At 69.9% G+C, this 22,630-nt stretch carries 21 protein-coding genes; 6 read left to right on the top strand and 15 right to left on the bottom strand.

The annotated features are described in order from the left end of the window. Nucleotides 1-26 precede the first annotated feature (26 nt). The 7 genes from ABLE88_RS20435 to rfbG form a co-directional block, all read right to left on the bottom strand. Nucleotides 27-857, bottom strand: coding sequence for an NUDIX hydrolase (locus ABLE88_RS20435; RefSeq protein WP_348833587.1), 831 nt, complete (start codon nucleotides 855-857; stop codon nucleotides 27-29). After that, nucleotides 854-1,366: a DUF983 domain-containing protein gene (locus ABLE88_RS20430; RefSeq protein WP_348833586.1), complete on the bottom strand. Its 513-nt coding sequence runs from the start codon at nucleotides 1,364-1,366 to the stop codon at nucleotides 854-856. Before ABLE88_RS20430 ends, ABLE88_RS20435 begins: the two co-directional genes overlap by 4 nt. Nucleotides 1,367-1,383: 17 nt before the next feature. Then, nucleotides 1,384-3,765 carry a ribonuclease R gene (rnr, locus tag ABLE88_RS20425; RefSeq protein ID WP_348833704.1) on the bottom strand — a complete coding sequence of 794 codons (2,382 nt, stop codon included), beginning with the start codon at nucleotides 3,763-3,765 and terminating at the stop codon, nucleotides 1,384-1,386. A gap of 435 nt (nucleotides 3,766-4,200) precedes the next feature. Then, on the bottom strand, nucleotides 4,201-4,980 hold the full coding sequence (rfbF, locus tag ABLE88_RS20420; RefSeq protein WP_348833702.1) for a glucose-1-phosphate cytidylyltransferase: 780 nt from the start codon (nucleotides 4,978-4,980) through the stop codon (nucleotides 4,201-4,203). Further along, nucleotides 4,980-5,984, bottom strand: coding sequence for a glycosyltransferase family 2 protein (locus tag ABLE88_RS20415; protein ID WP_348833585.1), 1,005 nt, complete (start codon nucleotides 5,982-5,984; stop codon nucleotides 4,980-4,982). The genes rfbF and ABLE88_RS20415 overlap by 1 nt, the downstream gene beginning before the upstream one ends. A gap of 18 nt (nucleotides 5,985-6,002) precedes the next feature. Then, nucleotides 6,003-6,920 carry an NAD-dependent epimerase/dehydratase family protein gene (locus ABLE88_RS20410; RefSeq protein WP_348833584.1) on the bottom strand — a complete coding sequence of 306 codons (918 nt, stop codon included), beginning with the start codon at nucleotides 6,918-6,920 and terminating at the stop codon, nucleotides 6,003-6,005. Further along, entirely contained in the window at nucleotides 6,913-8,013 is a 1,101-nt protein-coding gene (gene rfbG / locus ABLE88_RS20405; RefSeq protein ID WP_348833583.1) for a CDP-glucose 4,6-dehydratase, read from the bottom strand. The genes ABLE88_RS20410 and rfbG overlap by 8 nt, the downstream gene beginning before the upstream one ends. Nucleotides 8,014-8,307: 294 nt before the next feature. On the opposite strand from rfbG, the gene ABLE88_RS20400 reads away from it, so the two are divergent. The 3 genes from ABLE88_RS20400 (at nucleotide 8,308) to ABLE88_RS20390 (ending at nucleotide 11,437) form a co-directional block, all read left to right on the top strand. Beyond that, entirely contained in the window at nucleotides 8,308-9,027 is a 720-nt protein-coding gene (locus ABLE88_RS20400) for a class I SAM-dependent methyltransferase (protein WP_348833582.1), read from the top strand. Then, the gene (locus ABLE88_RS20395) at nucleotides 9,024-9,491 is read left to right on the top strand and encodes a GtrA family protein (protein WP_348833581.1); all 468 of its coding nucleotides are present in this window, start codon (nucleotides 9,024-9,026) and stop codon (nucleotides 9,489-9,491) included. Before ABLE88_RS20400 ends, ABLE88_RS20395 begins: the two co-directional genes overlap by 4 nt. An 80-nt stretch (nucleotides 9,492-9,571) precedes the next feature. Continuing rightward, on the top strand, nucleotides 9,572-11,437 hold the full coding sequence (locus tag ABLE88_RS20390) for a DUF6044 family protein (protein WP_348833580.1): 1,866 nt from the start codon (nucleotides 9,572-9,574) through the stop codon (nucleotides 11,435-11,437). 88 nt (nucleotides 11,438-11,525) lie between these two features. Here ABLE88_RS20390 and katG read toward each other — a convergent pair whose 3' ends face one another. After that, nucleotides 11,526-13,703 (bottom strand): catalase/peroxidase HPI, encoded by a 2,178-nt coding sequence (gene katG, locus ABLE88_RS20385; RefSeq protein ID WP_348833579.1) that lies wholly within the window; start codon nucleotides 13,701-13,703, stop codon nucleotides 11,526-11,528. A 190-nt stretch (nucleotides 13,704-13,893) separates the two neighbouring features. On the opposite strand from katG, the gene ABLE88_RS20380 reads away from it, so the two are divergent. Next, nucleotides 13,894-14,874: a hydrogen peroxide-inducible genes activator gene (locus ABLE88_RS20380; protein WP_348833578.1), complete on the top strand. Its 981-nt coding sequence runs from the start codon at nucleotides 13,894-13,896 to the stop codon at nucleotides 14,872-14,874. A gap of 354 nt (nucleotides 14,875-15,228) precedes the next feature. After that, nucleotides 15,229-15,471, top strand: a complete 243-nt coding sequence (locus tag ABLE88_RS20375; RefSeq protein WP_348833577.1) for a hypothetical protein — start codon at nucleotides 15,229-15,231, stop codon at nucleotides 15,469-15,471. 48 nt (nucleotides 15,472-15,519) lie between these two features. On the opposite strand, the gene rnk is transcribed toward ABLE88_RS20375, so the two are convergent. Then, entirely contained in the window at nucleotides 15,520-15,966 is a 447-nt protein-coding gene (rnk, locus tag ABLE88_RS20370; RefSeq protein ID WP_348833576.1) for a nucleoside diphosphate kinase regulator, read from the bottom strand. A 654-nt stretch (nucleotides 15,967-16,620) separates the two neighbouring features. Between rnk and ABLE88_RS20365 the strand changes: the two genes are divergently transcribed. Further along, complete coding sequence (locus ABLE88_RS20365) at nucleotides 16,621-17,751, top strand: acyl-CoA dehydrogenase family protein (RefSeq protein WP_348833575.1); 1,131 nt, start codon at nucleotides 16,621-16,623, stop codon at nucleotides 17,749-17,751. Between the two features lie 46 nt (nucleotides 17,752-17,797). On the opposite strand, the gene ABLE88_RS20360 is transcribed toward ABLE88_RS20365, so the two are convergent. From ABLE88_RS20360 to ABLE88_RS20335, 6 genes are all read right to left on the bottom strand, one after another. After that, nucleotides 17,798-19,270 carry a DegQ family serine endoprotease gene (locus ABLE88_RS20360; RefSeq protein WP_348833574.1) on the bottom strand — a complete coding sequence of 491 codons (1,473 nt, stop codon included), beginning with the start codon at nucleotides 19,268-19,270 and terminating at the stop codon, nucleotides 17,798-17,800. A gap of 230 nt (nucleotides 19,271-19,500) precedes the next feature. Next, nucleotides 19,501-19,686 carry a DUF2065 domain-containing protein gene (locus tag ABLE88_RS20355; protein WP_348833573.1) on the bottom strand — a complete coding sequence of 62 codons (186 nt, stop codon included), beginning with the start codon at nucleotides 19,684-19,686 and terminating at the stop codon, nucleotides 19,501-19,503. 22 nt (nucleotides 19,687-19,708) lie between these two features. After that, nucleotides 19,709-20,641 (bottom strand): protease modulator HflC, encoded by a 933-nt coding sequence (gene hflC, locus ABLE88_RS20350; RefSeq protein WP_348833572.1) that lies wholly within the window; start codon nucleotides 20,639-20,641, stop codon nucleotides 19,709-19,711. After that, a complete protein-coding gene (hflK, locus tag ABLE88_RS20345) occupies nucleotides 20,638-21,771 on the bottom strand; it encodes an FtsH protease activity modulator HflK (protein ID WP_348833571.1) in 1,134 nt (377 codons plus the stop codon). Before hflK ends, hflC begins: the two co-directional genes overlap by 4 nt. A 208-nt stretch (nucleotides 21,772-21,979) precedes the next feature. Beyond that, entirely contained in the window at nucleotides 21,980-22,258 is a 279-nt protein-coding gene (locus ABLE88_RS20340; protein ID WP_348833570.1) for a ribbon-helix-helix domain-containing protein, read from the bottom strand. After that, on the bottom strand, nucleotides 22,239-22,490 hold the full coding sequence (locus ABLE88_RS20335) for a DUF4169 family protein (RefSeq protein ID WP_348833569.1): 252 nt from the start codon (nucleotides 22,488-22,490) through the stop codon (nucleotides 22,239-22,241). Before ABLE88_RS20335 ends, ABLE88_RS20340 begins: the two co-directional genes overlap by 20 nt. Nucleotides 22,491-22,630 lie beyond the last annotated feature (140 nt).

The following is a 22,630-nucleotide window of genomic DNA, read 5'->3' as shown; positions in this document are numbered from 1 at the left end:
GGCGGGAAGGGGCAAGGCGGGCACGATCAGGGCATGTATTCGCGCTGGAAGCGCCCGCCGCGCCAGAAAAAGAACGGCACCGGCAGGCGCGGCGCGAAGCCGGCCGCGATGCGGGTCTCGATCTCCCACAAAATCGCGCGGGTGATGGCGGGCAGCTCGATGGATTCGGTCTCGCGGAACGAGAGCCAGCGCAGCTCGGTGAGCTCGGCGTCGGGACCGACGATGCCGGGCACCTCGCCGCACACTGCGTCGGCGTCGGCGCAGAAGAAGCGGGTGTCGAAGCGCTTGGGCCGGCGCGGCGGGGTGATGGCGCGGGCGACATAGGTCAGCGCCTCGAGGTTCGGGAACACGCCCTCGCGCTCGAAGGTGTCCCAGTCCTGGGACGGCGCCTTGGGCGCGCCGAGGTCGCGGGTGCCGAGCAGCAGGCCGGTCTCCTCGTAAAGCTCGCGGATCGCCGCGGCGGCAAGACCGCGCGCGCGGGCGAAGGTGGGGCGCTGCACGCGCTCCATCAGCCGGCGCTGGCTCTCCGCGTCCACCACGCCGCGCACCGGCATGCGCGCGTCGGCGGCCTCCAGCCGGCCGCCGGGGAAGACGTAGAGGTTGGGCAGGAAACGGTGGCCGCCGTGGCGCAGGCCCATGAGCATGCGCGGCGTCTTGCCCTTGCGGTCGAGCAGGATGATGGTCGCCGCGTCCTTGGGCCGGCAATTGGGCCAGTCCATGCGCCGCTCGGCGGCGTTCAGCTTCACCAGGACCTCCGCCCCGGGGGCGCTCGCCGCGCCGTCGGCCGCGACCGCCGCCTGCGGGCTGCCGCCCGCGGTCGGCGCCCCCTGCGCCGCCTGTCTCTTGCTGCCGCTCATGGACGCGCCGCAGCCTCCCGGCGCGCGGCGGCATCGGCCGGCATCGGCTCCCATTCGTCGCTGGTGCGGTCGAAGCCGTGCATGCGCAGCGCCCATTGCAGGTTCACCAGCATGCCCTTCAAAAGCGGCAGCAGCGCGAGGCACATCACCAGCGTCAGCGGCAGCCAGAGCGCCAGGTGGACGCCGAGCGGCGGCCGGAACATCTCCTCCACCAGCACCATCAGCGGCACCACCACATGGCCCACCACCAGGATGGTGGCGTAAGGCGGGGCATCGTCCGCGCGGTGGTGGTAGAGCTCCTCGCCGCACGCGGCGCAGGCCGGGGTCACCTTGAGATAGCGCGGGAACAGGCCGCGGGCGCCGCAGGCCGGGCAGCATCCCATGGCGCCGCGCAGCAGCGCCTGCGGCACCGAGCGCGGCGCCGGCGGTTGCGCCGGGGGCAGCGCGGGATCCGCGACCGCGCTGTCCTCCCCCAGGGCGGCGCGCCGGGTGGTGACTGTCATGCTCATGGCCGCGGCCGATCCTTTCATCTGCGCCCTTTGGGGGGCGCCTTGCCGCGCGGCTTGCTCCGCCCCGCGCCGGAACCGTCGTCGGTCCCCCGGCCGGGGGTGTTGCCGGATCCCTTGCCGGCCTTGCCGCGCCCCGTCCCGGCTGCGAATGCCGCGCGCGATGCGCCCTTGGCCGGCAGGGACTTGAGCCCGCGCGCGCGGCCCTGCGACCGTCCTACATAGGTCCCTTCGCTCAGAAGCTCAAATCGGAGCGCGCCGGCCACCGGCGCCGCCTCCACCAGCTTGACCTCCACCCGGTCGCCGATGCGGTGCATCTCGCCGGTGCGTTCGCCCACCAGCGCCTGGCGCGTCTCGTCGAAGCGGTAATAGTCGGCCCCGAGGGTGGCGGCGGGGACGAAGCCGTCGGCCCCGGTGTCGTCGAGCGCGACGAATAGTCCCGCCCGGGTGGCGCCGGTGACGCGGCCGGTGAAGGTGGCGCCGATCCGGTCGGCCAGATGATGGGCGATCAGCCGGTCCACGGTCTCGCGCTCGGCCGCCATGGCGCGCCGCTCGGTGACGGAGATGGCGGCGGCCACCTCAGCGAGCGTCTCGGCGGTGGCGTCCTCCGGCAGGCCGTCGCGGCCGAGCCCGAGGGCGCGCACCAGAGCGCGGTGGACGATCAGATCGGCATAGCGCCGGATCGGCGAGGTGAAATGCGCGTAGCGGCGCAGATTGAGGCCGAAATGGCCGTAATTTTCCGAGGCATACTCGGCCTGGGACTGGCTGCGCAGGATCACCTGGTTCACCAGCGGCGCGACCTCGGTGCCCACCACCTGGGCGAGGATGCGGTTGAACTGGGCGGGGCGCACCTGCTCGGCCTTCGGCAAGGCGATGTCGATGGTCTTCAGGAAGTCCCTGAGCGCGGAGACCTTCTCCAGCGAGGGCGCGTCGTGGACCCGGTAGATCAGCGGCGTGCGCCGCTCCTCCAGGGTCTCGGCGGCGGCGACGTTGGCGAGGATCATGAACTCCTCGATCAGGCGGTGCGCGTCGAGCCGGCGCGGCACCACCACCTTGTCCACCGTGCCGTCCTCCTTGAGCAGGATCTTGCGCTCCGGCAGATCGAGGTCGAGCGGCTGGCGCTCGTCCCGCGCCGCCTTCACGCAGGCATAGGCGGCATAGAGCGGGGCGAGCACGGCGCCGACGATCGGCTCGGTGACGGCGTCGGTGCGGCCCTCGACGGCATCCTGGGCCTGGGCGTAAGCGAGCTTGGCCGCCGAGCGCATCATGATGCGGTGGAAGCTGTGGGCGCGCTTGCGCCCGTCGCGGCCGATCACCATGCGCACCGCGAGCGCCGGGCGGTCCTCGAGCGGGCGCAGGGAGCACAGATCGTTGGAGATGCGCTCGGGCAGCATGGGCACGACGCGGTCGGGGAAATAGACCGAATTGCCGCGCAGCAGCGCCTCGCGGTCGAGCGGCGCGCCGGGGCGCACATAGGCTGAGACGTCGGCGATGGCGACCGTGACGACGAAGCCGCCTTCATTGTCCACGTCGTCGTCGACAACCGCATGGACCGCGTCGTCATGGTCCTTGGCGTCGGCCGGGTCGATGGTGACGAGCTGAAGGTCGCGCCAATCCTCGCGGCCGCGCAGGCTCGCCTTGGGCGCCGCCTCGGCCTCCTTCATCACCGCGTCGGGGAAGGCGTTGGGGATGCCGTGGGCGTGGATGGCGATGAGGCTCACCGCCTTCTCGGACTTGAGCGAGCCGAGCCGCTCCTTCACCCGCGCCGTGGGCAGGCCGAACACGCGGCTGCGGGTCAGCTCCACCGCCACGAGGTCGCCGTCCTCGGCATCCTGCTCGGCGCCGGGCGGCACCTGCAATTCGCGTCCGAGCGCCTTCTTGTCGATCGGGATGATGCGCCCGCCGCCGTGCGGGGCGGCGCGGAAGATGCCGAGCTGCTGCCGGCGCGCCTTCTCCAGCACCTTGATGACGCGCCCGGTGGCCGGCGTCTCGCTGTCGCCCGGGTCCGAGATGCGCAGCAGCACCCGGTCGGACAGGCCCGCCGCCGCGCCGCGCGGGGCGCCGCCGGAGCGGGCGCCGCGATAATTCTGCCGCTGGGGCAGGACCAGGATGCGCGGCGCCTCGCCATGGGCCTCGCCGTCCCATTCCACCGGCACCGCCACCAGCTCGCCGTCGGCGTCGCGGGCGACGATGTCGGCGAGCACGACGCCGGGCAGGGCGCCGGGCACGTGGAGCCGGCGGCGCTGGCGCTCCACCGTGCCCGCGTCGGCCAGATCCCGCAGCAGGCCCTTCAGCTCCACCTTCTGGGCGGCGTCGAGGCCGAAGGCGCGGGCGATCTCACGCTTGCCCACCTTGCCGCCCTGGGAGGCGATGAAGGCCAGCACCTCCTGCTTCGAGGGCATGGCGCCGGTGGCGCGCGGCGCGATCACCAGCGCCTCGGCACGGGCGTGCCCGGCGGCGGCGTCTTTGCGCGCCGCCCGCGTCCGGCCAGCGCGCGGCTTGTCCGGGCGGGTGGTGCCCTTCGCGGGGCGCTTGGCGGGAGGCTTGGTGGGAGGCTTGGGCAAGGATCGGATCCGTTTGGCGAACGCTAGAGGGCGACCCGGCCGGATGGAAGCACCTTGGAGCGCCCATGGCGACTCACCACGGGCAGCTCCGGCTCCAGCGAACCGAAACACAGCATCGCACATATGGGATCGCATGCCCGCATGGCGCGGCCAAGGCCTGCGCCGGTGCCCGCGGATCCTCGATCTCGCGCCGCGCGGGCAACGTCTTGCGCTCCGCCGGAGACTGGCGTGCCGATGGCGGCGCGCCAGCTGGTCCAGCCACGTTGTCTGGCGCTAGCGGTTCCAGACGCACCAGGGAGCGTCGCCCCCGGCCCAGAGCGATTCGAGCTGCTGCTTGTCCCGCAGCGTGTCGCAGGCCTGCCAGAAGCCGGTGTGCTTGAACGCCGAAAGCTCGCCGGTGTTCGCCAGCGTTTGCATCGGCGCCTGCTCCCACACGCTGGCGTCGCTGTCAATCAGGTCGATGACCGAGGGCTCCAGCACGAAGAAGCCGCCATTGATCCAGCCGATCTCGTCGCGCGGCTTCTCGGTGAAGGCGGTGATCTTGTCGCCGGCGCCGTCGAACTGCAGCACGCCGAAGCGGCCGGGCGGCTGCACCGCCGTCACCGTCGCCTTGAGGCCCGACGCCGTGTGGTGGGCGATCAGGCGGGCGATGTCGATGTCGGCGACGCCGTCGCCATAGGTCAGGCAGAAGGGCGCCTCGCCGATATGCTTGCGCACGCGGCGGATGCGTCCGCCGGTCATGGAATTGAGGCCGGTATCCACCAGCGTGACCTTCCAGGGCTCGGCCACCGTCTCCAGCACCTTCACGGACCCGTCGGAGAGGTCGACCGAGAGGTCCGAGGAGTGCATGTAATAGTTGCAGAAATATTCCTTGATGACCTCGGCCTTGTAGCCGAGGCAGATGACGAAGTCAGTCACGCCGTGAAAGCTGTAGAGCTTCATGATGTGCCACAGCAGCGGCCGGCCGCCGATCTCGATCATCGGCTTGGGCTTGAGCTGGGTTTCTTCGGCGAGGCGCGTGCCGAAGCCGCCCGCCAGAATGACTGCCTTCATCATGACCCCCGTTCTTCTGAAGAAAGCGCCTCGACCCGCGCGGGCCGCGGCGGGACTTGGTCGGAGCTGCCGTCGAACCGCTCCTGGATAATGGTGATGGGGCCGCCGCGCGTGTTGCGGAAGATGCGCCCGATATACTCGCCGAACACGCCGAGCAGCAGCGCGTTCACGCCCATGGAGATCAGGATGAAGATGTAGATGCTCGCGAAACCTGCCGGGAAACTTGGGTTGGCGTAGCGCGCGATGATGTAGACCGGGATCGCCAGCACGCTGACCACCAGCGCGATGACGCCGACCCAAGTGGCGAGGCGCAGAGGCACCATCGAGGTGCTGAACAGCCCGTCCATGCCGAGCTTGATCACCTCGCGGATGCCGAAATTGCTCTTGCCGGCCTCGCGCTGGGCGCGGTCATACTCGATGCCCACCTGCGGATAGCCGAGCGTGGCGATGGCGCCGCGCAGATAGGGGGCATAGTCATTGTATTCCTGGAGCGCCTCGACGATCACCCGGTCGATGAGCCGGAAATCGCCGGCGTCGAGCGGGATCGGCTCGTCGGAGAGGTTGCTGATGAAGGCATAGCCCGCCTTGCGGATGCGCTGCATGAGCCGGCTCTCCAGGCGCTTGCGCCGGATGCCGTAGACCACCTTGTAGCCGCGCTCCCACAAGGCGAGGAAGTCGGCCGCCATCTCCGGCGGGTCCTGGAGGTCGGCGTCGAGCTGGATCAGCGCGTCGCCGCGGGCGTTCAGGTAATTGGTGAGGATCGACTTCTGGAAGCCGAAATTGCGCGACAGGCGGATCAGGCGGATGCGCGGCTCACGCGTCGCGGCCGCCTTCAGCTTTTCGGCCGTGTCGTCCTCGGAGCAGTTGTCCGTGAACAGGAACTCGAAATCGTACCGCTCCGCGAGCGCGGCGGCGGTGCTCTGGAGCCGGGAGATCAGGCGATCGACGTTCTCGGATTCGTTGTAGACGGGAATGCAGAACGTAATCAGCTTGCGCGTGCTCATGGATCCGTTCCCGGTGGTTCAGGTCTGCATCTGCGCGATCGCGCGCGCGAGGCCGGAGCGCAGGTCGTCGCGCGGCATCCAGCCGGTCGCCGCGCGCAGCTTTGAAATGTCGGCGACGAGGCGGTTGCCCTCGCCGTCCCGCAGGCCGACGGCGCCGAACTCCAGCAGATCGGGCGCGCCGCCCAGCAGCTCCGCCGCGAGCTGGGCGAAGCGGCGCACCGTGTTGCCGGCGCCGGCGCCGAGATTGTACACCCCCGAGGGCGCGCTCCCGGCGACCAGCGCCCCGGCGAGCCGCGCCGTCGCTTCGCCGACATCGCGCTCGTAGAGCCAGTCGCGCACCTGGAAGCCGGCGGACAGCTTGGCGCGGCCGCCTTCCCGGTGGGCGCGCACGATGGTGGGCAGCAGGCGGTGGCCGCGCTCGCTCTCGCCATACATGCCGAACAGCCGCACATGGGCGCCGACGATGCCGAGGCGCGCGCAGGTGGCGAGCGCGCGGCGCCCGCCCTCCGCCTTGGTGCGGGCATAGGCCTCCGCGGCGTTCTCGGCGGCCGCCTCGTCGAGCGCCGAGGCCTCGGAGGGCAGGTATTCGGAGCCGCTGCCGAGATTGACGAAGGCGCGCGCGCCGAGGCCGCCGGCGAACCCGGCGAGGCGCTCGGCAAGGTCGACATTCACCGCCTCGAGCCGCTCCGGCTGGCGCGTGCCGGGGTCGACGCCGGCGCCGACGAGATTGACCACCACGTCGACCGTGAGGCCCCCGGCGGCGGCGGCGAGCGCCGCGGCGGTCCAGTCCTGTGGCAGCACGATCGCGTCGGCGCCGGCCGGCGCGCCCAAGCGGCGCTGGAGCGTGTGGACGCGCCATCCGGCCTCCGCGAAGGCGCGCGCCACCGCCGGCCCGAGCTGGCCGGATGCGCCCGCGATCAGGACACTCTCAGGCATGCGCCGCACCGGTGGCCTCGACCGGGGCGGCGATGCGGGCGCGATAGGCGTCGGTCTGGCCGATGGTGATGGCGCGGGCCGAGGCGGGATCCTCGCAATAGCCGCGGTACCAGCCGGCGGTCGCAGCGAGCGTCTCCTGCAGCGTCCAGGCCGGCTGCCAGCCGATCTGAGACCGCGCTTTGGCGCTGTCGAGCATCAGCAGTTTGGCCTCGTGCTGGATCGAGGGCACCACCTCCACCTGGAGCGACGACCAGTGCTGGGCCATGCGCTTCAGCATCTCCTCCACGCTCACGCAGTCGGCGCGGTCGGGGCCGAAGTTCCAGGCGTCGGAGACCGCCGGATTGCCGCGGGTGATCTCGGCGAGCAGCGTCAGATAGCCGTGGCACAGGCAGAGCACGTGCTGCCAGGGGCGCACCGCCTTCGGATTGCGGATCACCAGCGCCTCGTTCTTGGCGGCGGCGCGGGCGAAGTCGGGGACCAGCCGGTCCTCCGACCAGTCGCCGCCGCCGATGATGTTGCCGCCGCGCGCGCTGGCGATCAGCATGGCCTGGCCCCAGGAGGGCAGGGAGCTGCGATAGCTTTCGATGGCGATCTCGGCGCACGCCTTGGAGGCGCTGTAGGGATCGTGGCCGCCGAGCCGGTCGCCCTCGTGGTAGGCGTAGTCGCTCTCGCGGTTGGCGTAGACCTTGTCGGTGGTGATGCACACCGCGCCCTTCACCTGCGCCTGGTGGCGGGCGGCCTCGAGCACGTGCACCGTGCCCATGAGGTTGGCGGCATAGGTCTCGATCGGCAGGCGGTAGGAGCGGCGCACCAGCGGCTGGGCGGCGAGGTGCAGCACCAGGTCCGGGCGCACGCGCGCGAACACCGCGCGCACCGCCTCGGCCTCGCGGATGTCGGCAAAGGTGCTGGAGGCGCAGGCGGCTTCGACACCGGCGGCGGCGAACAGGCTCGGGGTGGTCTCGGGGGGCAAGGACAGGCCGTGCACCTCGGCGCCGATCCGCGAAAGCCAGAGGCTCGCCCACCCTCCGGTAAAGCCGGAATGCCCGGTGACGAGTATGCGCGCGCCACGCAGGTCGCCCTCGAATGCCGCCATCGGCGCCTCCCCTTGCGAGTCCAGCCAAATAGCACTATGCTGCAACGCGGAAAAGACTTATTTGCTTCTGCGGCCGGCGTTTCGAGTCGTTTCCGGGGTCATGGCTCCGCTTGGTCGTGCAGTCGTCATGAATCGGTCATCTCGAATTCTGTCAATTGAAGGTGTTTGCCGTCACAACGTTGAGGCATCCGCCGCGATTTGTTTTGTCACGCGCGCCGTGGATGGTTTGGACGTGAGCGTGATGGCGGCAGTCGGCTGGTGTCGGCAGGGCGTGGTATCGGCGGGGAGGGCAGGGTGAGCGGGCAGGCCAAATCGGATACCGTAGCCGCGACTTTCGACGATGTCAGCGCCGCTTATGCCAAGGAAATCAACAGTGCTATGGCCTTCTCGGGCCTCGACGTCGATCGCTTCGCCAAGGCCAAGGCCGACCGACTGATAGAGCTGGCGCGGGCCGAACTCGGCGACCCGGCGAAGCTCACCGTGCTCGACCTCGGCTGCGGTGTTGGCACGTTTCACCGCCATCTCGATGGCGCCTTCCGCGCGCTGCACGGCCTCGACGTCTCGGCCTCCAGCATCGACCTCGCGCGGGCCGCCAATCCTGCATGCACCTATGCGGTCTATGACGGCTCGGTCGCGCCCTACGAGAGCGGGACCTTCGACCTGATCTTCGCCGCCTGCGTGATCCACCACGTGCCGCCGGAGAACTGGCCCGCTTTCGCGGCGGAGATGCATCGGATGCTGCGGCCGGGAGGCCTTGCCGTGGTATTCGAGCACAATCCTTACAACCCTTTGACGCGGCTTGTGGTCTCGCGCTGCGAGTTCGACGAGGACGCGGTGCTGTTGTCGCCGGGCACTCTGCGCAAGCTGATGGAGGGGGCGGGCTTCAAGGACGTGCGCAGCCGCAGCATCTTCACCCTTCCGCCCGTCTCGCCGACCATCGCCCGCCTCGACAAGCTGTTCGCAGGCCTGCCGTTCGGAGCCCAGCACGAGATGACGGCGCGGGCGGCGGGATGACGCGTCTGGGCGAGGCCTGGCGTAGCTCGTCGCCGCTGTTCCGCGCGGCCCGATTTGTGCTCGTTGGGGCGGCCGCGAGCCTCACCTATCTGATCGTCGCGGCGGTGCTGCACCGCGCGTTCGGGTGCGAGAAGTTCGTCGCCTCCTTCCTGGCCTACGTCGTGGCGATCCCGGTCTCCTTCCTCGGCCACAAGCGGGTGACGTTCCGCGACGACGGCCAGTGGGGCGGGCAGGTGGTGCGGTTCGCGCTGCTGCAGGTGGTCAACGTCGCGGTGGTGCTGCTCGCCGTCTACGTCACCGAGCCGCTCGGTGACCTCGGCTACTGGATCGGCCTGCTCCTTGGCGTAGTGCTGATGCCGGTCACCAGCTTCCTCGCCATGCATTTCCTCATCTTCATCTCCCACCGGCGCGGCGCGCCTTCCAATCCGCCGGGGCAGGGCGGGGACGGTGTAGAATTGCGGTGAGCGAGGCGTCGCCCCGTGGCGTGGCGGCGGATGGCACGAGCCGGCTGATGCTGGGCAATGGGTTTGGGGGAATTCGTTCGATGCCGCAGACGCGACCGTTCTCGCAGCGCCCGCTGTTGATCGTGGCGCTTTCGGCCTGGGGTGTCGCCCTGGCACTTCTGCTGCTGCCCAAGATCGTGCTCGGCAGCGGCTCGCTGGTCCATCCCTGGGACTATCTCGATTCCTTCCACGCCTGGAATGTGATCCTGGCGCGCACGGGCATGCTGTTCGCGTCCTGGAGCAGTCAGGTGCCGACGGTGTTCGACACCGGCGTGCCGCGCGTGGGCCTCGGCGCCCAGTTTTCGGCGCAGAGCCTGCTCTATCTCGTTCTGCCGCCGTACTGGGTGACGGTGGTGGCCGAGATCATCGCCCGCGCGATCGGCTTTTGGGGAATGTACCGGCTGGTGGCGCACGAGCTGTTCGCCACCCGCGACGACCGCGTCGCCATCGCCGTCGTGGCCGCCACATGCTTCAGCCTGTTCAACTACATGCCGGGCGCATTCCTGAGCGTCATCGGCTTGCCGATGCTCGCCGTCGCGCTCATCGCCATCGCCCGGCGCACGGCCTCGCCGGTGGATTTCGCCTACATCGCCGTGTTCCCGTTCGCGAGCTCGCTGGCGCTCGTAGGCGTGTTCGCGATCGCGCTGGTCGGGCTGGCGGCCCTCGTCCTGTTCGCGCGGGCGCGATGGGTGGCGGGGGTGCGGCTCCTGCTCGCCGGCATCGTGCTCGCCGCCGGATACGTTGTCTCCGACTATGGTCTCTTCGCCCTCAAGCTCACCGGCGCGTTCGAGACGCAGCGATCGCTGCGCGCTGTGCGCGATGTTTCGCCGGCGCCTGCTCTCCGCGGCGTCCTGCGGACGTTTTTCACCGGGGTGTTCCACGCCAATCCCGCCGTGGCGCCCTGGGCTGTGCTCGTGGCGCTCGCGGGCGCCGCGACCGAATGGCTGCCGGCGGCACGCGGGACGCCCGCGCGAGGCGGCGGGACGGTGGCGCGCCATCCCATCACGGCGTGCCTTGTCGGCATTCTGGCGCTCGGCCTGCTCGCGGTCCTGCCCTATCTGCTCCAGCGCGTGCTGCCCATTCCGTCGGTGGTGCACGAGTTTGATTTCAGGCGCTGGCTGTGGCTTGCTCCGCCGTTCTATTATCTCGCCTTCGGCCTCGCGGTGGTGCGGCTCGCCGCCCTGCTCGCCCGCAACACCCGCATCCCGGCGGCGGCCGTCGCGGCGTTTCTCGTGCTGCCGCAAATCCTCGTCCTGCTGCTGCTGAGCGATCCCGGCTCGCGTCTGCTGGCGCGGCTCGCCTCGGAGGCGCGGCACGGCACGCTGACGGGCGTGCCGTCCCTGGTGACGGCGGGCTTGCGCAAGCTCTATGCGGAAGATCGCATCGGAGTGACCTATGATGAGTATTATGCGCCGCAGATTTTTGACGCGGTGGAGCAGCTGATCGGACGACCGCGCGGCGAGACCCGGCTGGCGACCGTCGGCGCCGATCCTTTCATCGCCAACCTCAACGGGTTCCAGACCACCGACGGCTACTTCCAGCTGGTGCCATTGTCCAACCACGCGCGGGTGCACGACGTGATCCGCGCGGAGCTAACGAAAGACAGGGCGCTGGCGCGCTATTTTGGCGAGTGGGGCAACCGCGTCTATCTCTATTCGGCCGAGCTGTACAAGGGCGGCAAGGGGTGCAAGTCAAGCTGCCTCGCCGACCGTGCGCCGGCCTCCATCACCCTCGACTATGACGCGGCGGCTCTCGCCGCGCTGCATATCGACGCGCTGATCTCGGTCTCGTCCATCGCCAATGCGGGCCAGCTGGGCCTGACGAAACTCGGCGTCGCGCAGGGTGCGGGGGCCTCCTGGCGCTTCTATGTCTACCGGCTCGGCCCTCCGGCCGCCGCAGGGCGGTAGGTCGAAGGGCGGGCGCGGCGCAGAGTTGCGGTAGGCGCGGAACGGGATCCACCCCCCGGCCGCGCCGCGCGGCCGGGGGGTGGAAGGCTCACGGCTTCAGGTCGAAGCGGTCGGCGTTCATCACCTTCGTCCAGGCGGCGACGAAGTCCTTCACGAACTTCTCCTTGTTGTCGTCCTGGGCGTAGACCTCGGCGTAAGCGCGCAGCACCGCGTTCGAGCCGAACACGAGGTCGATGCGGGTCGCGGTCCACTTGAGCGCGTCGGTCTTGCGGTCGCGGACCTCGTAGACGCCGCCTTCGGCCGCCTTCCAGGCGTTGGCCATGTCGGTCAGGTTGACGAAGAAGTCGGTGGTCAGCGCGCCTTCCCGGTCGGTGAACACGCCATGCTTGGAGCCGCCGTAATTGGCGCCGAGCACGCGCAGGCCGCCGACCAGGACCGTCATCTCGTTGGCGGTGAGGCCCATGAGCTGGGTGCGGTCGAGCATCAGCTCCTCGGCGCTGACCACGTAGTCCTGCTTCAGCCAGTTGCGGTAGCCGTCATGGATCGGCTCCAGCGGGGCGAAGGAATCCGCGTCGGTCTGCGCGTCCGTGGCATCGCCCCGGCCCGGGGCGAACGGCACCGTGACGTCGACGCCGGCGGCCTTGGCCGCCTGCTCGACGCCCACATTGCCGGCGAGCACGATCACGTCGGCGAGGCTCGCCCCGATCTCGGCGGCGATGGGCTCCAGGACGGCGAGCACCTTGGCGAGGCGGGCCGGCTCGTTGCCGACCCAGTCCTTCTGCGGCGCGAGGCGGATGCGCGCGCCGTTGGCGCCGCCGCGCATGTCGGAGCCGCGGAAGGTGCGGGCGCTGTCCCAGGCGGTGGCGATCATCTCGGCGGTGGAAAGGCCGCTGGTGATGATCTTCGCCTTGACCGCGACCACGTCATAGTCGGTGCGGCCGGCCGGCACCGGATCCTGCCAGATCAGGTCTTCCTTCGGCACGTCCGGGCCCACATAGCGCACCTTCGGGCCCATGTCGCGATGGGTCAGCTTGAACCAGGCGCGGGCGAAGGTGTCCTGGAAATAGGCCGGGTCCGCCATGAACTTGCGGCAGATGGCGTTGTAGACCGGGTCCACCTTCATCGCCATGTCGGCGTCGGTCATCATCGGGTTGTGGCGGATCGAGGGGTCGCTGGCGTCGACCGGCTTGTCCTCTTCCTTGATGTGGACCGGCTCCCACTGCCAGGCCCCCGCTGGGCTCTTGCGCAGCTCCCAGTCGTGGCCGAACAGCATGTCGAAGAAGCCCATGTCGAAGGTGGTCGGATGCGTGGTCCACGCCCCTTCGAGGCCCGAGGTCACGGCCCGGCTGGCGAGACCGTGCTGGCTGGGATTGGCCCAGCCGAGCCCCTGCTCGACCACGTCGGCTGCCTCGGGATCGGGACCGAGAGCGGCGGCGTCGCCATTGCCGTGGGTCTTGCCCACGGTGTGGCCGCCGGCGGTGAGCGCGGCGGTCTCCTCGTCGTTCATCGCCATGCGGGCGAAGGTCTCGCGCACCTGGGCGGCGGTCTTCATCGGGTCCGGCTTGCCGTTGACGCCTTCCGGATTGACGTAGATGAGGCCCATCTGCACGGCGGCGAGCGGGTTCTCCATGGTCTTGGGATCGTCGACGTTCTCGTAGCGCGCGTCGGAGGGGGCGAGCCACTGCTTCTCGGCGCCCCAATAGGTGTCCTTCTCGGGATGCCAGATGTCCGGGCGGCCGAAGCCGAAGCCGAAGGTCTTCAGGCCCATGGATTCATAGGCGATGGTGCCGGCCAGCACGATGAGGTCGGCCCAGCTGACCTTGTTGCCGTACTTCTTCTTGATCGGCCACAGAAGGCGCCGGGCCTTGTCGAGGCTCACATTGTCCGGCCAGGAATTGAGCGGGGCGAAGCGCTGGTTGCCGGTGCCGCCGCCGCCGCGGCCGTCGGCGATGCGGTACGAGCCGGCCGCGTGCCAGGACATGCGGATCATCAGTCCGCCATAGTGGCCCCAGTCCGCCGGCCACCAGTCCTGGCTCTGCGTCATGAGCGCGGTCATGTCCGCCTTGAGCGCCGCGAAATCGAGCGTCTTGACCGCTTCGCGATAGTCGAAGTCCTTGCCCATGGGGTCGGTCTTCGTGTCGTGCTGGTGGAGGATGTCGAGGTTCAGCGCGTTCGGCCACCAGTCCGTGTTGGACATCCGGGCTTCGGTGTTCGCGCCGTGCATGACCGGGCATTTGCCGGCCGGTTTCGTGTCGGTTCCACCCATTGCGACCTCCCAAGATGAACCAAAAATCCGCAATCCGCAGCGCCGCCGGCGCCGCCCCGCTCCGCGATCATGCCGACGGCGGCGGAGCGGGACGCCCGGGCTGCGCGCCCTGCGCTCAACCGTGGAGTTCTAGTCCAGAGTTTTGATAATGAAAATTTGCATTTTCTAATCGTCCCGATATGTTCAGCTTATGATTGGCATCTCCATGAAGCAGCTTCGCTATTTCGATGCGCTGGCGCAGCATGGTCATTTCGGGCGCGCCGCCGCGGCCTGCGCCATCTCCCAGCCGGCCTTGTCCCTCCAGATCAAGGAGCTGGAAGACACCCTGGGGGCGCCGCTGGTGGAGCGCGGCATGCGCCAGATCCGCCTCACCGGCCTCGGCGAGGAATTCGCGCTGCGGGTGCGCGACATCCTGCGCGCGGTGGACGAGCTCGACGATCTCGCGCGCTCCTCCCACACGCCTCTGGCGGGCCGGCTGCGCATCGGCGTGATCCCGACGGTCGCGCCCTATCTGCTGCCGCGGGTGATCCAGCGCGTCGGCGAGCGCTTTCCGGGCCTTGATCTGCGCCCGCGCGAGGCGGTGACCCAGCGCCTGGTGGAGGATCTGGTGGAGGGAAGGCTCGACACCGCCATCGTCGCGCTGCCGGTCTCCGAGCCGGCCCTGAACGAATATCCGCTGTTCGACGAGGAGTTCGTCCTGGTGCGCCCGCTCGAGGACGCGGACAAGCCGGTGCCCAAGCCGGAGGTGCTGCGCGAGATGCGGCTGCTGCTGCTGGAGGAGGGCCATTGCTTCCGCGCGCAGGCGCTGTCGTTCTGCAACCTCGCATCCAGCGTGCCGCGCGATCTGATGGAGGGCAGCTCGCTGACCACGCTGGTGCAGATGGTGGGGGCGGGCATCGGCGTGACGCTGATCCCGCAGATGGCGGTGCCGATCGAGACCCGCTCGGCGGCGGTCGCGGTGGCGCGCCTCGCCGCGCCGCGGCCCTCGCGTACCATCGGCATGGTGTGGCGCAAGACCAACCCGCTGGCCGGCCAGTTCGAGCACATCGCCGACATCGTGCGCGCGGCGGGGCAGGGCCGCGACCGGCCGCCGATGGCCGCGCTGCAGCGCTTTCCCCGGCAGATCGACGCGGATGCCGGGCCTGCGCGCGTGGACCCGCCCGCTTCCTAGTTCCGGATCGGCCTTGTGCCGATCGATGGCGGGCTTGGCGCCGACGCGCTGCAGCAAGTCTTGGACGACGGTCTGGTGCTTCGTTCCGTCGATCGTGCGCCTCCATGGGAGGCGAGGGGGCGGGCGGAGCGGGCCGATCCGGTTTGCCCTGCTCTGGCTCCAACCGTTGAACGGAGACGGATTCGCTGCCCATAATGATTCGTCCGAAGCGATTCACATGGGCAGGTCCCAGTCCCGAGGAATGCGGGATCGCAGCCCGTCACGGCGATCGTCTCGGCGCAACACCTGCCCCACGATGGTCCCGTGCCGTCTGTCGGGATCGTGGCCGGTCGTGGGGCCGACGGGAGAACAAGAATGAAGTCGCTCGTGCTCGCGTTCGCGCTCGTCTCGCTCGCCGCCACCGGCGCGCTCGCCGACAGCTGCACCGCCTCGGCGGACGCGAAGAAGCTCGCCGGCGCCGCGCGGACCAGCTTCCTCACCAAGTGCCAGAAGGATGCGCAGGCCAGCTGCGACACCCAGGCGGCCGACAAGAAGCTCTCCGGCGCCGCAAAGACCAGCTTCACCACCAAATGCGTGAAGGACGCGGTCGGCCCGTAGGCCCGCGGCCATCCGCCGCCGCTTGATCCGGCGGATGGCCAGGCGCCGTCACGCGGTGCGGAACGGAGCGTCCGGGCGGCCGGTCTGCCCATGCCCGGCGGGCGGCTCGACGGAGACCACGGTGAGCGTCTGGCGCCGCCCGTCGCGGGCGGTCCAGGCGATGGACTGGCCCTGCGACAGCCCGATCAGCGCGGTGCCGATGGGGGTCAGGACCGAGATCCGCCCGGCGGCGATGTCGGCGTCCCGCGGATAGACCAGCGTCACCGTGCGCGCGACGCCGGCGGCGGCGTAGGTCACCCGCGAGCCCATGCGCACCGCCGAGGAGGGCAGGCGCGACGCGGCGACGAGGCGCGCCCGCTCGAGCTCGCCGAGCAGCTCTTCGGCCACGTCGGGAAAGCGGTCGAGGGCGGCGCTCGCCAGCCCGGTGAGGCGTTCATGGTCCTCGCGGCCGAGCACGAGGGCGGGCCGGCGGCCCGATCCGGTGGTTCTGGTCATGGGGGATCTCGCATTTGCGCGCCACGGGGCGGCGGCGCACGGCCCCAGGGGGGGGGCACTGCCAATGGAATGGGGTGAGTTGCGCCATGGCGGCCCGCCGGCCAGGCGGCGACGGGCGAAGGCTACCCCGGCGCCCGGGGCGCAAGGGCCGAGCGCGGGGTCAGTTTCCTGCGACGGGGCAGGGGCGGCGATGGCGCGCGGCGAAGGTCATGGCCCGGACTGAAGCGGCCGCTTGACGTTATGTCAAGGGGCGGCCCCGGATCGGCGAGGGGCGGGGATCGGCGTGTCTCCGCCGGCAGCTCCTATTTTCGTTATTGACGACCAAAATTCGCAATGGAAGGCTGCACCCCCACAAGAAGGCGGAAGCCGGCGCGCCGATGCCCGGTGGGAAAGGGGTGGGGGCTCGTGCGGGGAGCGGCTTGCCGTCGCGTCGGGTGCGGGCCGGGGGCATGCCACGCCCGCGATGGGGCTCCCGCGCCGTGCGCCGCCCTCGCGCCTGACCGGCGCTCCCCCCGGGGCGGGCCGGGGCGCGATTTCGCCCGGCAGCCGGTCGCGGCCCCCCGGCCTCGCCGCTGCGCCGCCCGCGGTCGTGCCGCCGCCCGGCACCCCTGGGCGACAAGGACAACAAGCAACAACGAGAAGGAGAGGACGTCCATGACCCCGGACGAGGAGATGATCCGCGACACCGCGCGCCGGTTCGCGCAGGCCGAGCTGGCACCCGGAGCGGCGGAGCGGGACCGCACCTCGCGCTTTCCCGCCGCCGAGCTCAGGGCGCTCGGGGCGCTCGGCATGCTCGCCGTCACCGTGCCGCCGGACTGGGGCGGGGCAGGGGCGAGCTATCTCGCCCTGACCCTGGCGGTGGAGGCGCTCGCCGCGGCCGATGCCTCGGTCGCCGTGGTCATGTCCACCCACAATTCGCTCGCCTGCATGCCGATCTCCCAGCACGGCACCCAGGCGCAGAAGGAGATGTTCCTGCGCCCGCTCGCCACCGGCGAGAAGCTGGGGGCGGTGGCCATCACCGAGCCTCAGGCGGGCTCGAACGCCGCCGACGTGCGCACCCGCGCCGAGCGCCGGGGCTCGGGCTACGTGCTCAACGGCGCCAAGCAGTTCATCACCGCCGGCGCCCATGCCGACCTGGTGATCCTGCTGGCGAGCACCGACCCCGCTCTCGGGCCGAACGGGCTCACCTGCTTCATCGTTCCGACCGACACCCCGGGCTTCGGCGTCGGGCGGAGGGAGGAGAAGCTCGGCATCCGCTCCTCGGGCACCGCGCAGCTGATCCTGGAAGACATGGAACTCGGCGAGGAGCACGTGCTCGGCGCGCCGGGGAAGGGCTACAAGATCCTGCTCGCCGCTTTGGCCAAGAGCCGGCTCGGCATCGCTGCCCAGGCGGTGGGCATCGCCCAGGCCGCGCTCGATGCGGCGGTGGCCTATGCCAAGGAGCGCCGCTCGTTCGGCCAGCCGATCATCGATCATCAGGCGGTGGGCTTCCGCCTCGCCTCCATGGCGACCGAGCTGGAGGCGGCCCGGCAGCTGACCTACCACGCCGCGCGGCTGTGCGACGCCGGCCGGCCGTTCCACAAGGAATCCTCCATGGCGAAGCTGTTCGCCTCGGAAATGGTGGAGCGGGTGTGCTCGCAGGCGCTCCAGACCTTCGGCGGCTACGGCTACCTCGCCGACTTCCCCATGGAGCGGCTCTATCGCGACGCGCGCATCTGCCAGATCTACGAGGGCACCAGCGACGTGCAGCGCATGGTCATCAGCCGCGCGCTCGCCGCCGGATAGGCGCTGGGAAAACGCCGGGCGGCGCGCGCCGCCCGGGCCGGTCCGCTCAGTTCAGCGGCAAGGTGATGAACTGCTGCTGGCCGTCGCCGTCGGAGATCAGCAGCAGGGCCGATTTCTTGCCCTGCTTGCGCAGCTCGGCGAGCTGCTTCTCCACGTCCGCGGGGCTGGCGATCGCCTCCTGGCCCACCTGGACGATGACCTGCCCGGCCTTCAGGCCCTTGTCGTCGGCCGGCGTGCCGCGGTCCACGTTGGTGATCACCGCGCCGGTGATCTCCGACTTGATGCGGTAGCGCCGGCGCAGCTCCTCGGTGATCGGCGAAAGATCCATGCCGAGGGCGCGCTTGGGCTGCACCTTCTGGCTATCGGAGGTCTTGGGCTGGTCGGTGTCCGGCTTGTCCTCCTCCGGCATGCGGGCGACCTTGAGGCGCAGGGTCTCCTCCTTGCCGTTGCGGATCACCACCACGTCCACCTCGCGGTCGACCATGGTGTCGGCCACCACGCGCGTGAGGTCGCGCACCTCCTTCACCTCCCGGCCGTCGAAGCTGACGATCACGTCGCCCGCCTTGAGGCCGGCGCGCGCCGCCGGGCTGTTCTCGGTGATGACGCCCACCAGCGCGCCGCGCGCCTTGCCGATGCCGAGGCTCTCGGCGAGGTCGTCGGTGACCGACTGGATGCGCACGCCGATCCAGCCGCGCCGCACCTCCTTGAACTGCTCGAGCTGGGCGATGATGGGCTGGGCGGTGGCGGAGGGCACCGAGAAGCCGATGCCGATGGAGCCCCCCGAGGGGGAGATGATGGCGGTGTTGATGCCCACCACCTCGCCCTCCATGTTGAACAGCGGGCCGCCCGAATTGCCGCGGTTGATGGCGGCGTCGGTCTGGATGAAATTGTCGTAGGGGCCGGAATTGATGTCGCGGTTGCGGGCCGAGACCACGCCCACCGTGAGCGTGCCGCCGAGGCCGAACGGATTGCCGATCGCCATCACCCAGTCGCCCACCCGCAGCACGTCGGAATTGCCGAACTTGACGGCAGTGAGCGGCTTCGGCGGCTCCACCTTGAGCAGAGCGAGGTCGGTCTTGGAGTCGCGGCCGATCAGCTCCGCCTTCAGCTTGGAGCCGTCGTTGAAGTTGGCGTAGATCTCGTCCGCGTCGGCGATCACGTGGTTGTTGGTGACGATGTAGCCGGACGGGGTGATGACGAAGCCGGAGCCGAGCGAGGAGACGCGACGCGAGCGGTTCTGGTCGTCGTCGTCCTGCCGGCGCTTGAAGAACTCGTCGAAGAAGTCCTCGAACGGTGAGCCGGGCGGCAATTGGGGCACCTGCACGCCGCGCGCGCCGGACACGGTCTGCGCGGTGGAGATGTTCACCACCGCGTCCATGACGCGGGCGGCGACGTCGGCGACGGAATCGGGGCCCTTGCCGGGCGCCGCGCGGGCGATGTGCGCGCCGGGCAAGGCGAGGAGCGTGGCGAGCGCGAGAGCGATGGCGAGCGGGCGGCGGCGGACGGGATGGGCGGACATGGCTCTCCTCGAAGGCGTCGATCGGAGGCTGCGCCCTAAGCCCTGCCGGGCGCAAGGCCAAAGCGTGTCCGGCGCGCAAACAGGCGCGTGAGAACGCGCCCTGCGCCCGAGGTTTGGGGAGCTTTGAGGCCAAAGCGCGACCGGCGGCGCCGGCCGGCGATCACGATCGCAAAAACGTCGCCACCGCCACCGCCACCGCCGCTACCGCCAGGCCTTGGGGGCGCACCGCCTCACGCGCGCACCAGATACACCAGGAGCACGCCGAGCGCGCCCACGGCGAGGCCGGTGACGCGCATCGGGCCCGCCGGGGCGGCGAGCACCGCCTCCATGGCGCGGCGCCACGCCGCCGGGAAGGCGGCGAGGACGAGCCCTTCGAACGCCAGCATCAATCCAAGGGCGGCAAGAAAGTCCGTCATGCCGCCCCCGGATCGGACCGCGTCAGTTCGCCGCCGCGGGCGCCGGAATGGGCGCGGGGCGGGCCGGGGCCGGCGCTGGCGAGGCGGCGCCCGCCGGGTCGCGGAAATAGCGGAAGAAGGACGAATCGGGGCTCATCAGCATCCGCGTGTCGCCCGCCTTCATGCTCGCCTCATAGGCCTGCATGGAGCGGTAGAAGGCGAAGAAGTCCGGATCGCGGCCGAAGGCGTCGGCGAAGATGCGGTTGCGTTCACCGTCGCCTTCGCCGCGCAGCTGCTCGCCCTTGGAGGTGGCCTCGGCGACGACGATGGTCGCCTCGCGCTCGGCCCGGGCCCGGGTGCGCTGCGCCGCCTCGTTGCCCTGGGCGCGGATCTCGGCCGCCTCCCGCTGGCGCTCGGTCTGCATGCGCTGGAACACCGCCTGGCTGTTGGCCTCGGGCAGATCGGCGCGGCGGATGCGCACGTCCACCACGTCGATGCCGAAGTTGCGGGCCTCGCGGTTCACCTGCTCGCCGATCTGGTGCATGAGGCTCTCGCGCTCGTCGCGCACCACGGTGATGAAGGCGTTCTCGCCCAAAACGCGGCGCAGCGACGAGTTGAGCACCGTGGACAGGCGCTGGTTCGCGCCCTGCACCGTGCCGACCGACTGGTAGAAGCGCAGCGGATTGGTGATGCGATAACGCGCGAACGCGTCCACCACGAGGCGCTTCTGGTCGGAGGCGATCACCTCCTGGGAGGGGTTCTCGAGGTCGAGGATCCGGTTGTCCAGATAGACCACGCTGTCGATGAACGGCACCTTCCAGTGCAGGCCCGGGCGGGTGATGGGCTCGAGCGGCTCGCCGAGGCGCAGCACCAAAGCCTGCTGGGTCTGGTAGACGACGAAGGCCGACGAATAGACGGCGAGGAGGATGACGACGCCGAGGACGGCGAGCACCCCTCCGATGACGGGGTTTCTCATCGCGTGCCTCCCTGCGGCTGGGTGCCCTGCGCGGGCGGTCGTCGGAACGTGTCGGCAAGGGGCAGCACGGGCACCACGCCCTGGCCCTGGGACGAGGTCGCGCCCGGATCCACCAGCACCTTGTCGACGGCGCCGAGCACGCGCTCCATGGTTTCGAGATACATGCGCTCGCGCGTCACGTCCTTCGCCTTCTGGTACTCGTCGAACACCTTGAGAAAGCGCGCCGCCTGGCCGCGGGCCTCCACCACGGTGCGCTCGCGATAGGCCTGGGCGGCGTTGTCGATGCGCGCCGCCTCGCCGCGCGCCTCGGGCAGCACCCGGTTGGCGTAGGTCTGGGCCTCGTTCTGGGCGCGTTCGGCGTCGGCGCGGGCCGCCTGCACGTCGCGGAAGGCGTCGATGACCTGGCTCGGCGGGTCGACCTTCTGCATCTGCACCTGGGTGATCTGGACGCCGGCCTTGTAGGAATCGAGGGTGCGCTGCATCAGGTCCTGCACCCCGGTCTCGATGCCCTGGCGCGCGCCGGTGAGGATGGGCTGGATGTTGGTGCGGCCGATGACCTCGCGCATGGCGCTCTCGGCCACCGCCTTGATGGTGCCCTCGGGGTTCTGCACGTTGAACAGATACTGCTCGGCGTTGGCGATGCGCCAGAACACCGAGAAGTCCACGTCGACGATGTTCTCGTCGCCGGTGAGCATCAGGCTCTCCTCGGGCACGTCGCGCATCACGGCGGTGCCGCGGCGGGCGTCCTCGCCCATGCGCATGCCGACCGAGATGGTGTTGATGGTGGTCACCTTGGGGGTGAGCACGCTCTCGATCGGGTAGGGCCAGTGATAATTGAGGCCCGGCTGGGTCGTGTAGACGTACTTGCCGAAGCGCAGCACCACGCCCTGCTCGTCGGGCTGCACCCGGTAGAAGCCGGACAGCAGCCAGCCGCCCACCAGCAGCGCCACGATGAGGATGATGCCCTTGCCGCCGAGCGAACCGGGCATCAGGGTGCGCAGGCGATCCTGGCTGCGGCGGATGAGGTCCTCGATGTCCGGCGGCGTCGGTCCCGATGACGACGGCCCCGAGCCCCAGGGACCGCGCGGCCCGCTACCCCAGGGGCCGCCACTCTGATTCTTCCACGACATCCGCGTCTCCCGTCGGCGGTGCCGCCAAACGGCGCCCCGCGTCACTGCGTGTCCTGCCCCCGCGCCGCCACCGGGCGAAAAAGGCCAGCACCCAGGGAAGAACGTCCCCCGGCATGCGCGCCAAGCCGTGCGGTTATAGGAAAGCGGACGCCACCTTTCAACGCGGCGTCCGCCCCGGCAGGCATATCAGATAAGGTCGCTGCTTCGCTTACGCAACGGAAGTAGGTGCCGCACCCGTGCGATCACCGGTGCCGTGGCCGGGCGCGCTGCCGGCCGCGCCTCGGTAGTGGTCTAGCACGAACAGGCGGATGGCGGAGGACAAGTTGCCCTGCGTGCGGGACGAATCGATGGACGCGACGAGGTCGGACAAGGTGAGGCGGCGGCTGGTCGCGATTTCCTTCAACGCTTCCCAGAACGCATCCTCCAAGCTGACGCTGGTCTTGTGGCCGGCAATCACAATGGATCTCTTAACCACGGGGCTTTTCATTTTCGTCCCTCTCGGTCAGGGCATGTCCGTCAAGGAATTTCCGCGTCCGCTCGATTGTGTCGCGCGATGCGGTGCGCTCCGCCTTGGCACGTCCGAACCGAATCCGGTTCTCCTCGGCGGCCACTGCTTCCTTCTTGCGGGCGCGCGCCTTGCGTTCCCGATGAAGATTGACAAGGTTGCCCAAACTTAACCTCAAAACTTCGGCCCGCCCCTCCCCCGAAAGGTCGGCCACCACACTACATTACGGACGAACGCCGGCTTGGGACCATCCATTCCTCCTGCACTGAGCTTATAGCTCAGAGCGTTGAAAGATATGGTCAAAATCTTTGCTTAACGCCTCCGCCCGCTACCTCTTCGGAAGAATTTTGAGTT

The sequence above is a fragment of the Xanthobacter luteus genome (assembly GCF_040049235.1).
Classification (GTDB): domain Bacteria; phylum Pseudomonadota; class Alphaproteobacteria; order Rhizobiales; family Xanthobacteraceae; genus Xanthobacter.
The sequence above is the reverse complement of the archived record's forward strand: the minus strand, read 5'-3'. Positions and strand labels throughout refer to the sequence as shown.

What these genes read in the sequence shown, in the direction of transcription:
- ABLE88_RS20435 (WP_348833587.1), bottom strand. Translation starts at nt 857, where the DNA reads ATGAGCGGCAGCAAGAGACAGGCGGCGCAGGGGGCGCCGACCGCGGGC.
- ABLE88_RS20430 (WP_348833586.1), bottom strand. Translation starts at nt 1,366, where the DNA reads ATGAGCATGACAGTCACCACCCGGCGCGCCGCCCTGGGGGAGGACAGC.
- rnr (WP_348833704.1), bottom strand. Translation starts at nt 3,765, where the DNA reads ATGCCCTCGAAGCAGGAGGTGCTGGCCTTCATCGCCTCCCAGGGCGGC.
- rfbF (WP_348833702.1), bottom strand. Translation starts at nt 4,980, where the DNA reads ATGAAGGCAGTCATTCTGGCGGGCGGCTTCGGCACGCGCCTCGCCGAA.
- ABLE88_RS20415 (WP_348833585.1), bottom strand. Translation starts at nt 5,984, where the DNA reads ATGAGCACGCGCAAGCTGATTACGTTCTGCATTCCCGTCTACAACGAA.
- ABLE88_RS20410 (WP_348833584.1), bottom strand. Translation starts at nt 6,920, where the DNA reads ATGCCTGAGAGTGTCCTGATCGCGGGCGCATCCGGCCAGCTCGGGCCG.
- rfbG (WP_348833583.1), bottom strand. Translation starts at nt 8,013, where the DNA reads ATGGCGGCATTCGAGGGCGACCTGCGTGGCGCGCGCATACTCGTCACC.
- ABLE88_RS20395 (WP_348833581.1), top strand. Translation starts at nt 9,024, where the DNA reads ATGACGCGTCTGGGCGAGGCCTGGCGTAGCTCGTCGCCGCTGTTCCGC.
- ABLE88_RS20390 (WP_348833580.1), top strand. Translation starts at nt 9,572, where the DNA reads ATGCCGCAGACGCGACCGTTCTCGCAGCGCCCGCTGTTGATCGTGGCG.
- katG (WP_348833579.1), bottom strand. Translation starts at nt 13,703, where the DNA reads ATGGGTGGAACCGACACGAAACCGGCCGGCAAATGCCCGGTCATGCAC.
- ABLE88_RS20380 (WP_348833578.1), top strand. Translation starts at nt 13,894, where the DNA reads ATGATTGGCATCTCCATGAAGCAGCTTCGCTATTTCGATGCGCTGGCG.
- ABLE88_RS20375 (WP_348833577.1), top strand. Translation starts at nt 15,229, where the DNA reads ATGAAGTCGCTCGTGCTCGCGTTCGCGCTCGTCTCGCTCGCCGCCACC.
- rnk (WP_348833576.1), bottom strand. Translation starts at nt 15,966, where the DNA reads ATGACCAGAACCACCGGATCGGGCCGCCGGCCCGCCCTCGTGCTCGGC.
- ABLE88_RS20365 (WP_348833575.1), top strand. Translation starts at nt 16,621, where the DNA reads ATGACCCCGGACGAGGAGATGATCCGCGACACCGCGCGCCGGTTCGCG.
- ABLE88_RS20360 (WP_348833574.1), bottom strand. Translation starts at nt 19,270, where the DNA reads ATGTCCGCCCATCCCGTCCGCCGCCGCCCGCTCGCCATCGCTCTCGCG.
- ABLE88_RS20355 (WP_348833573.1), bottom strand. Translation starts at nt 19,686, where the DNA reads ATGACGGACTTTCTTGCCGCCCTTGGATTGATGCTGGCGTTCGAAGGG.
- hflC (WP_348833572.1), bottom strand. Translation starts at nt 20,641, where the DNA reads ATGAGAAACCCCGTCATCGGAGGGGTGCTCGCCGTCCTCGGCGTCGTC.
- hflK (WP_348833571.1), bottom strand. Translation starts at nt 21,771, where the DNA reads ATGTCGTGGAAGAATCAGAGTGGCGGCCCCTGGGGTAGCGGGCCGCGC.
- ABLE88_RS20340 (WP_348833570.1), bottom strand. Translation starts at nt 22,258, where the DNA reads ATGAAAAGCCCCGTGGTTAAGAGATCCATTGTGATTGCCGGCCACAAG.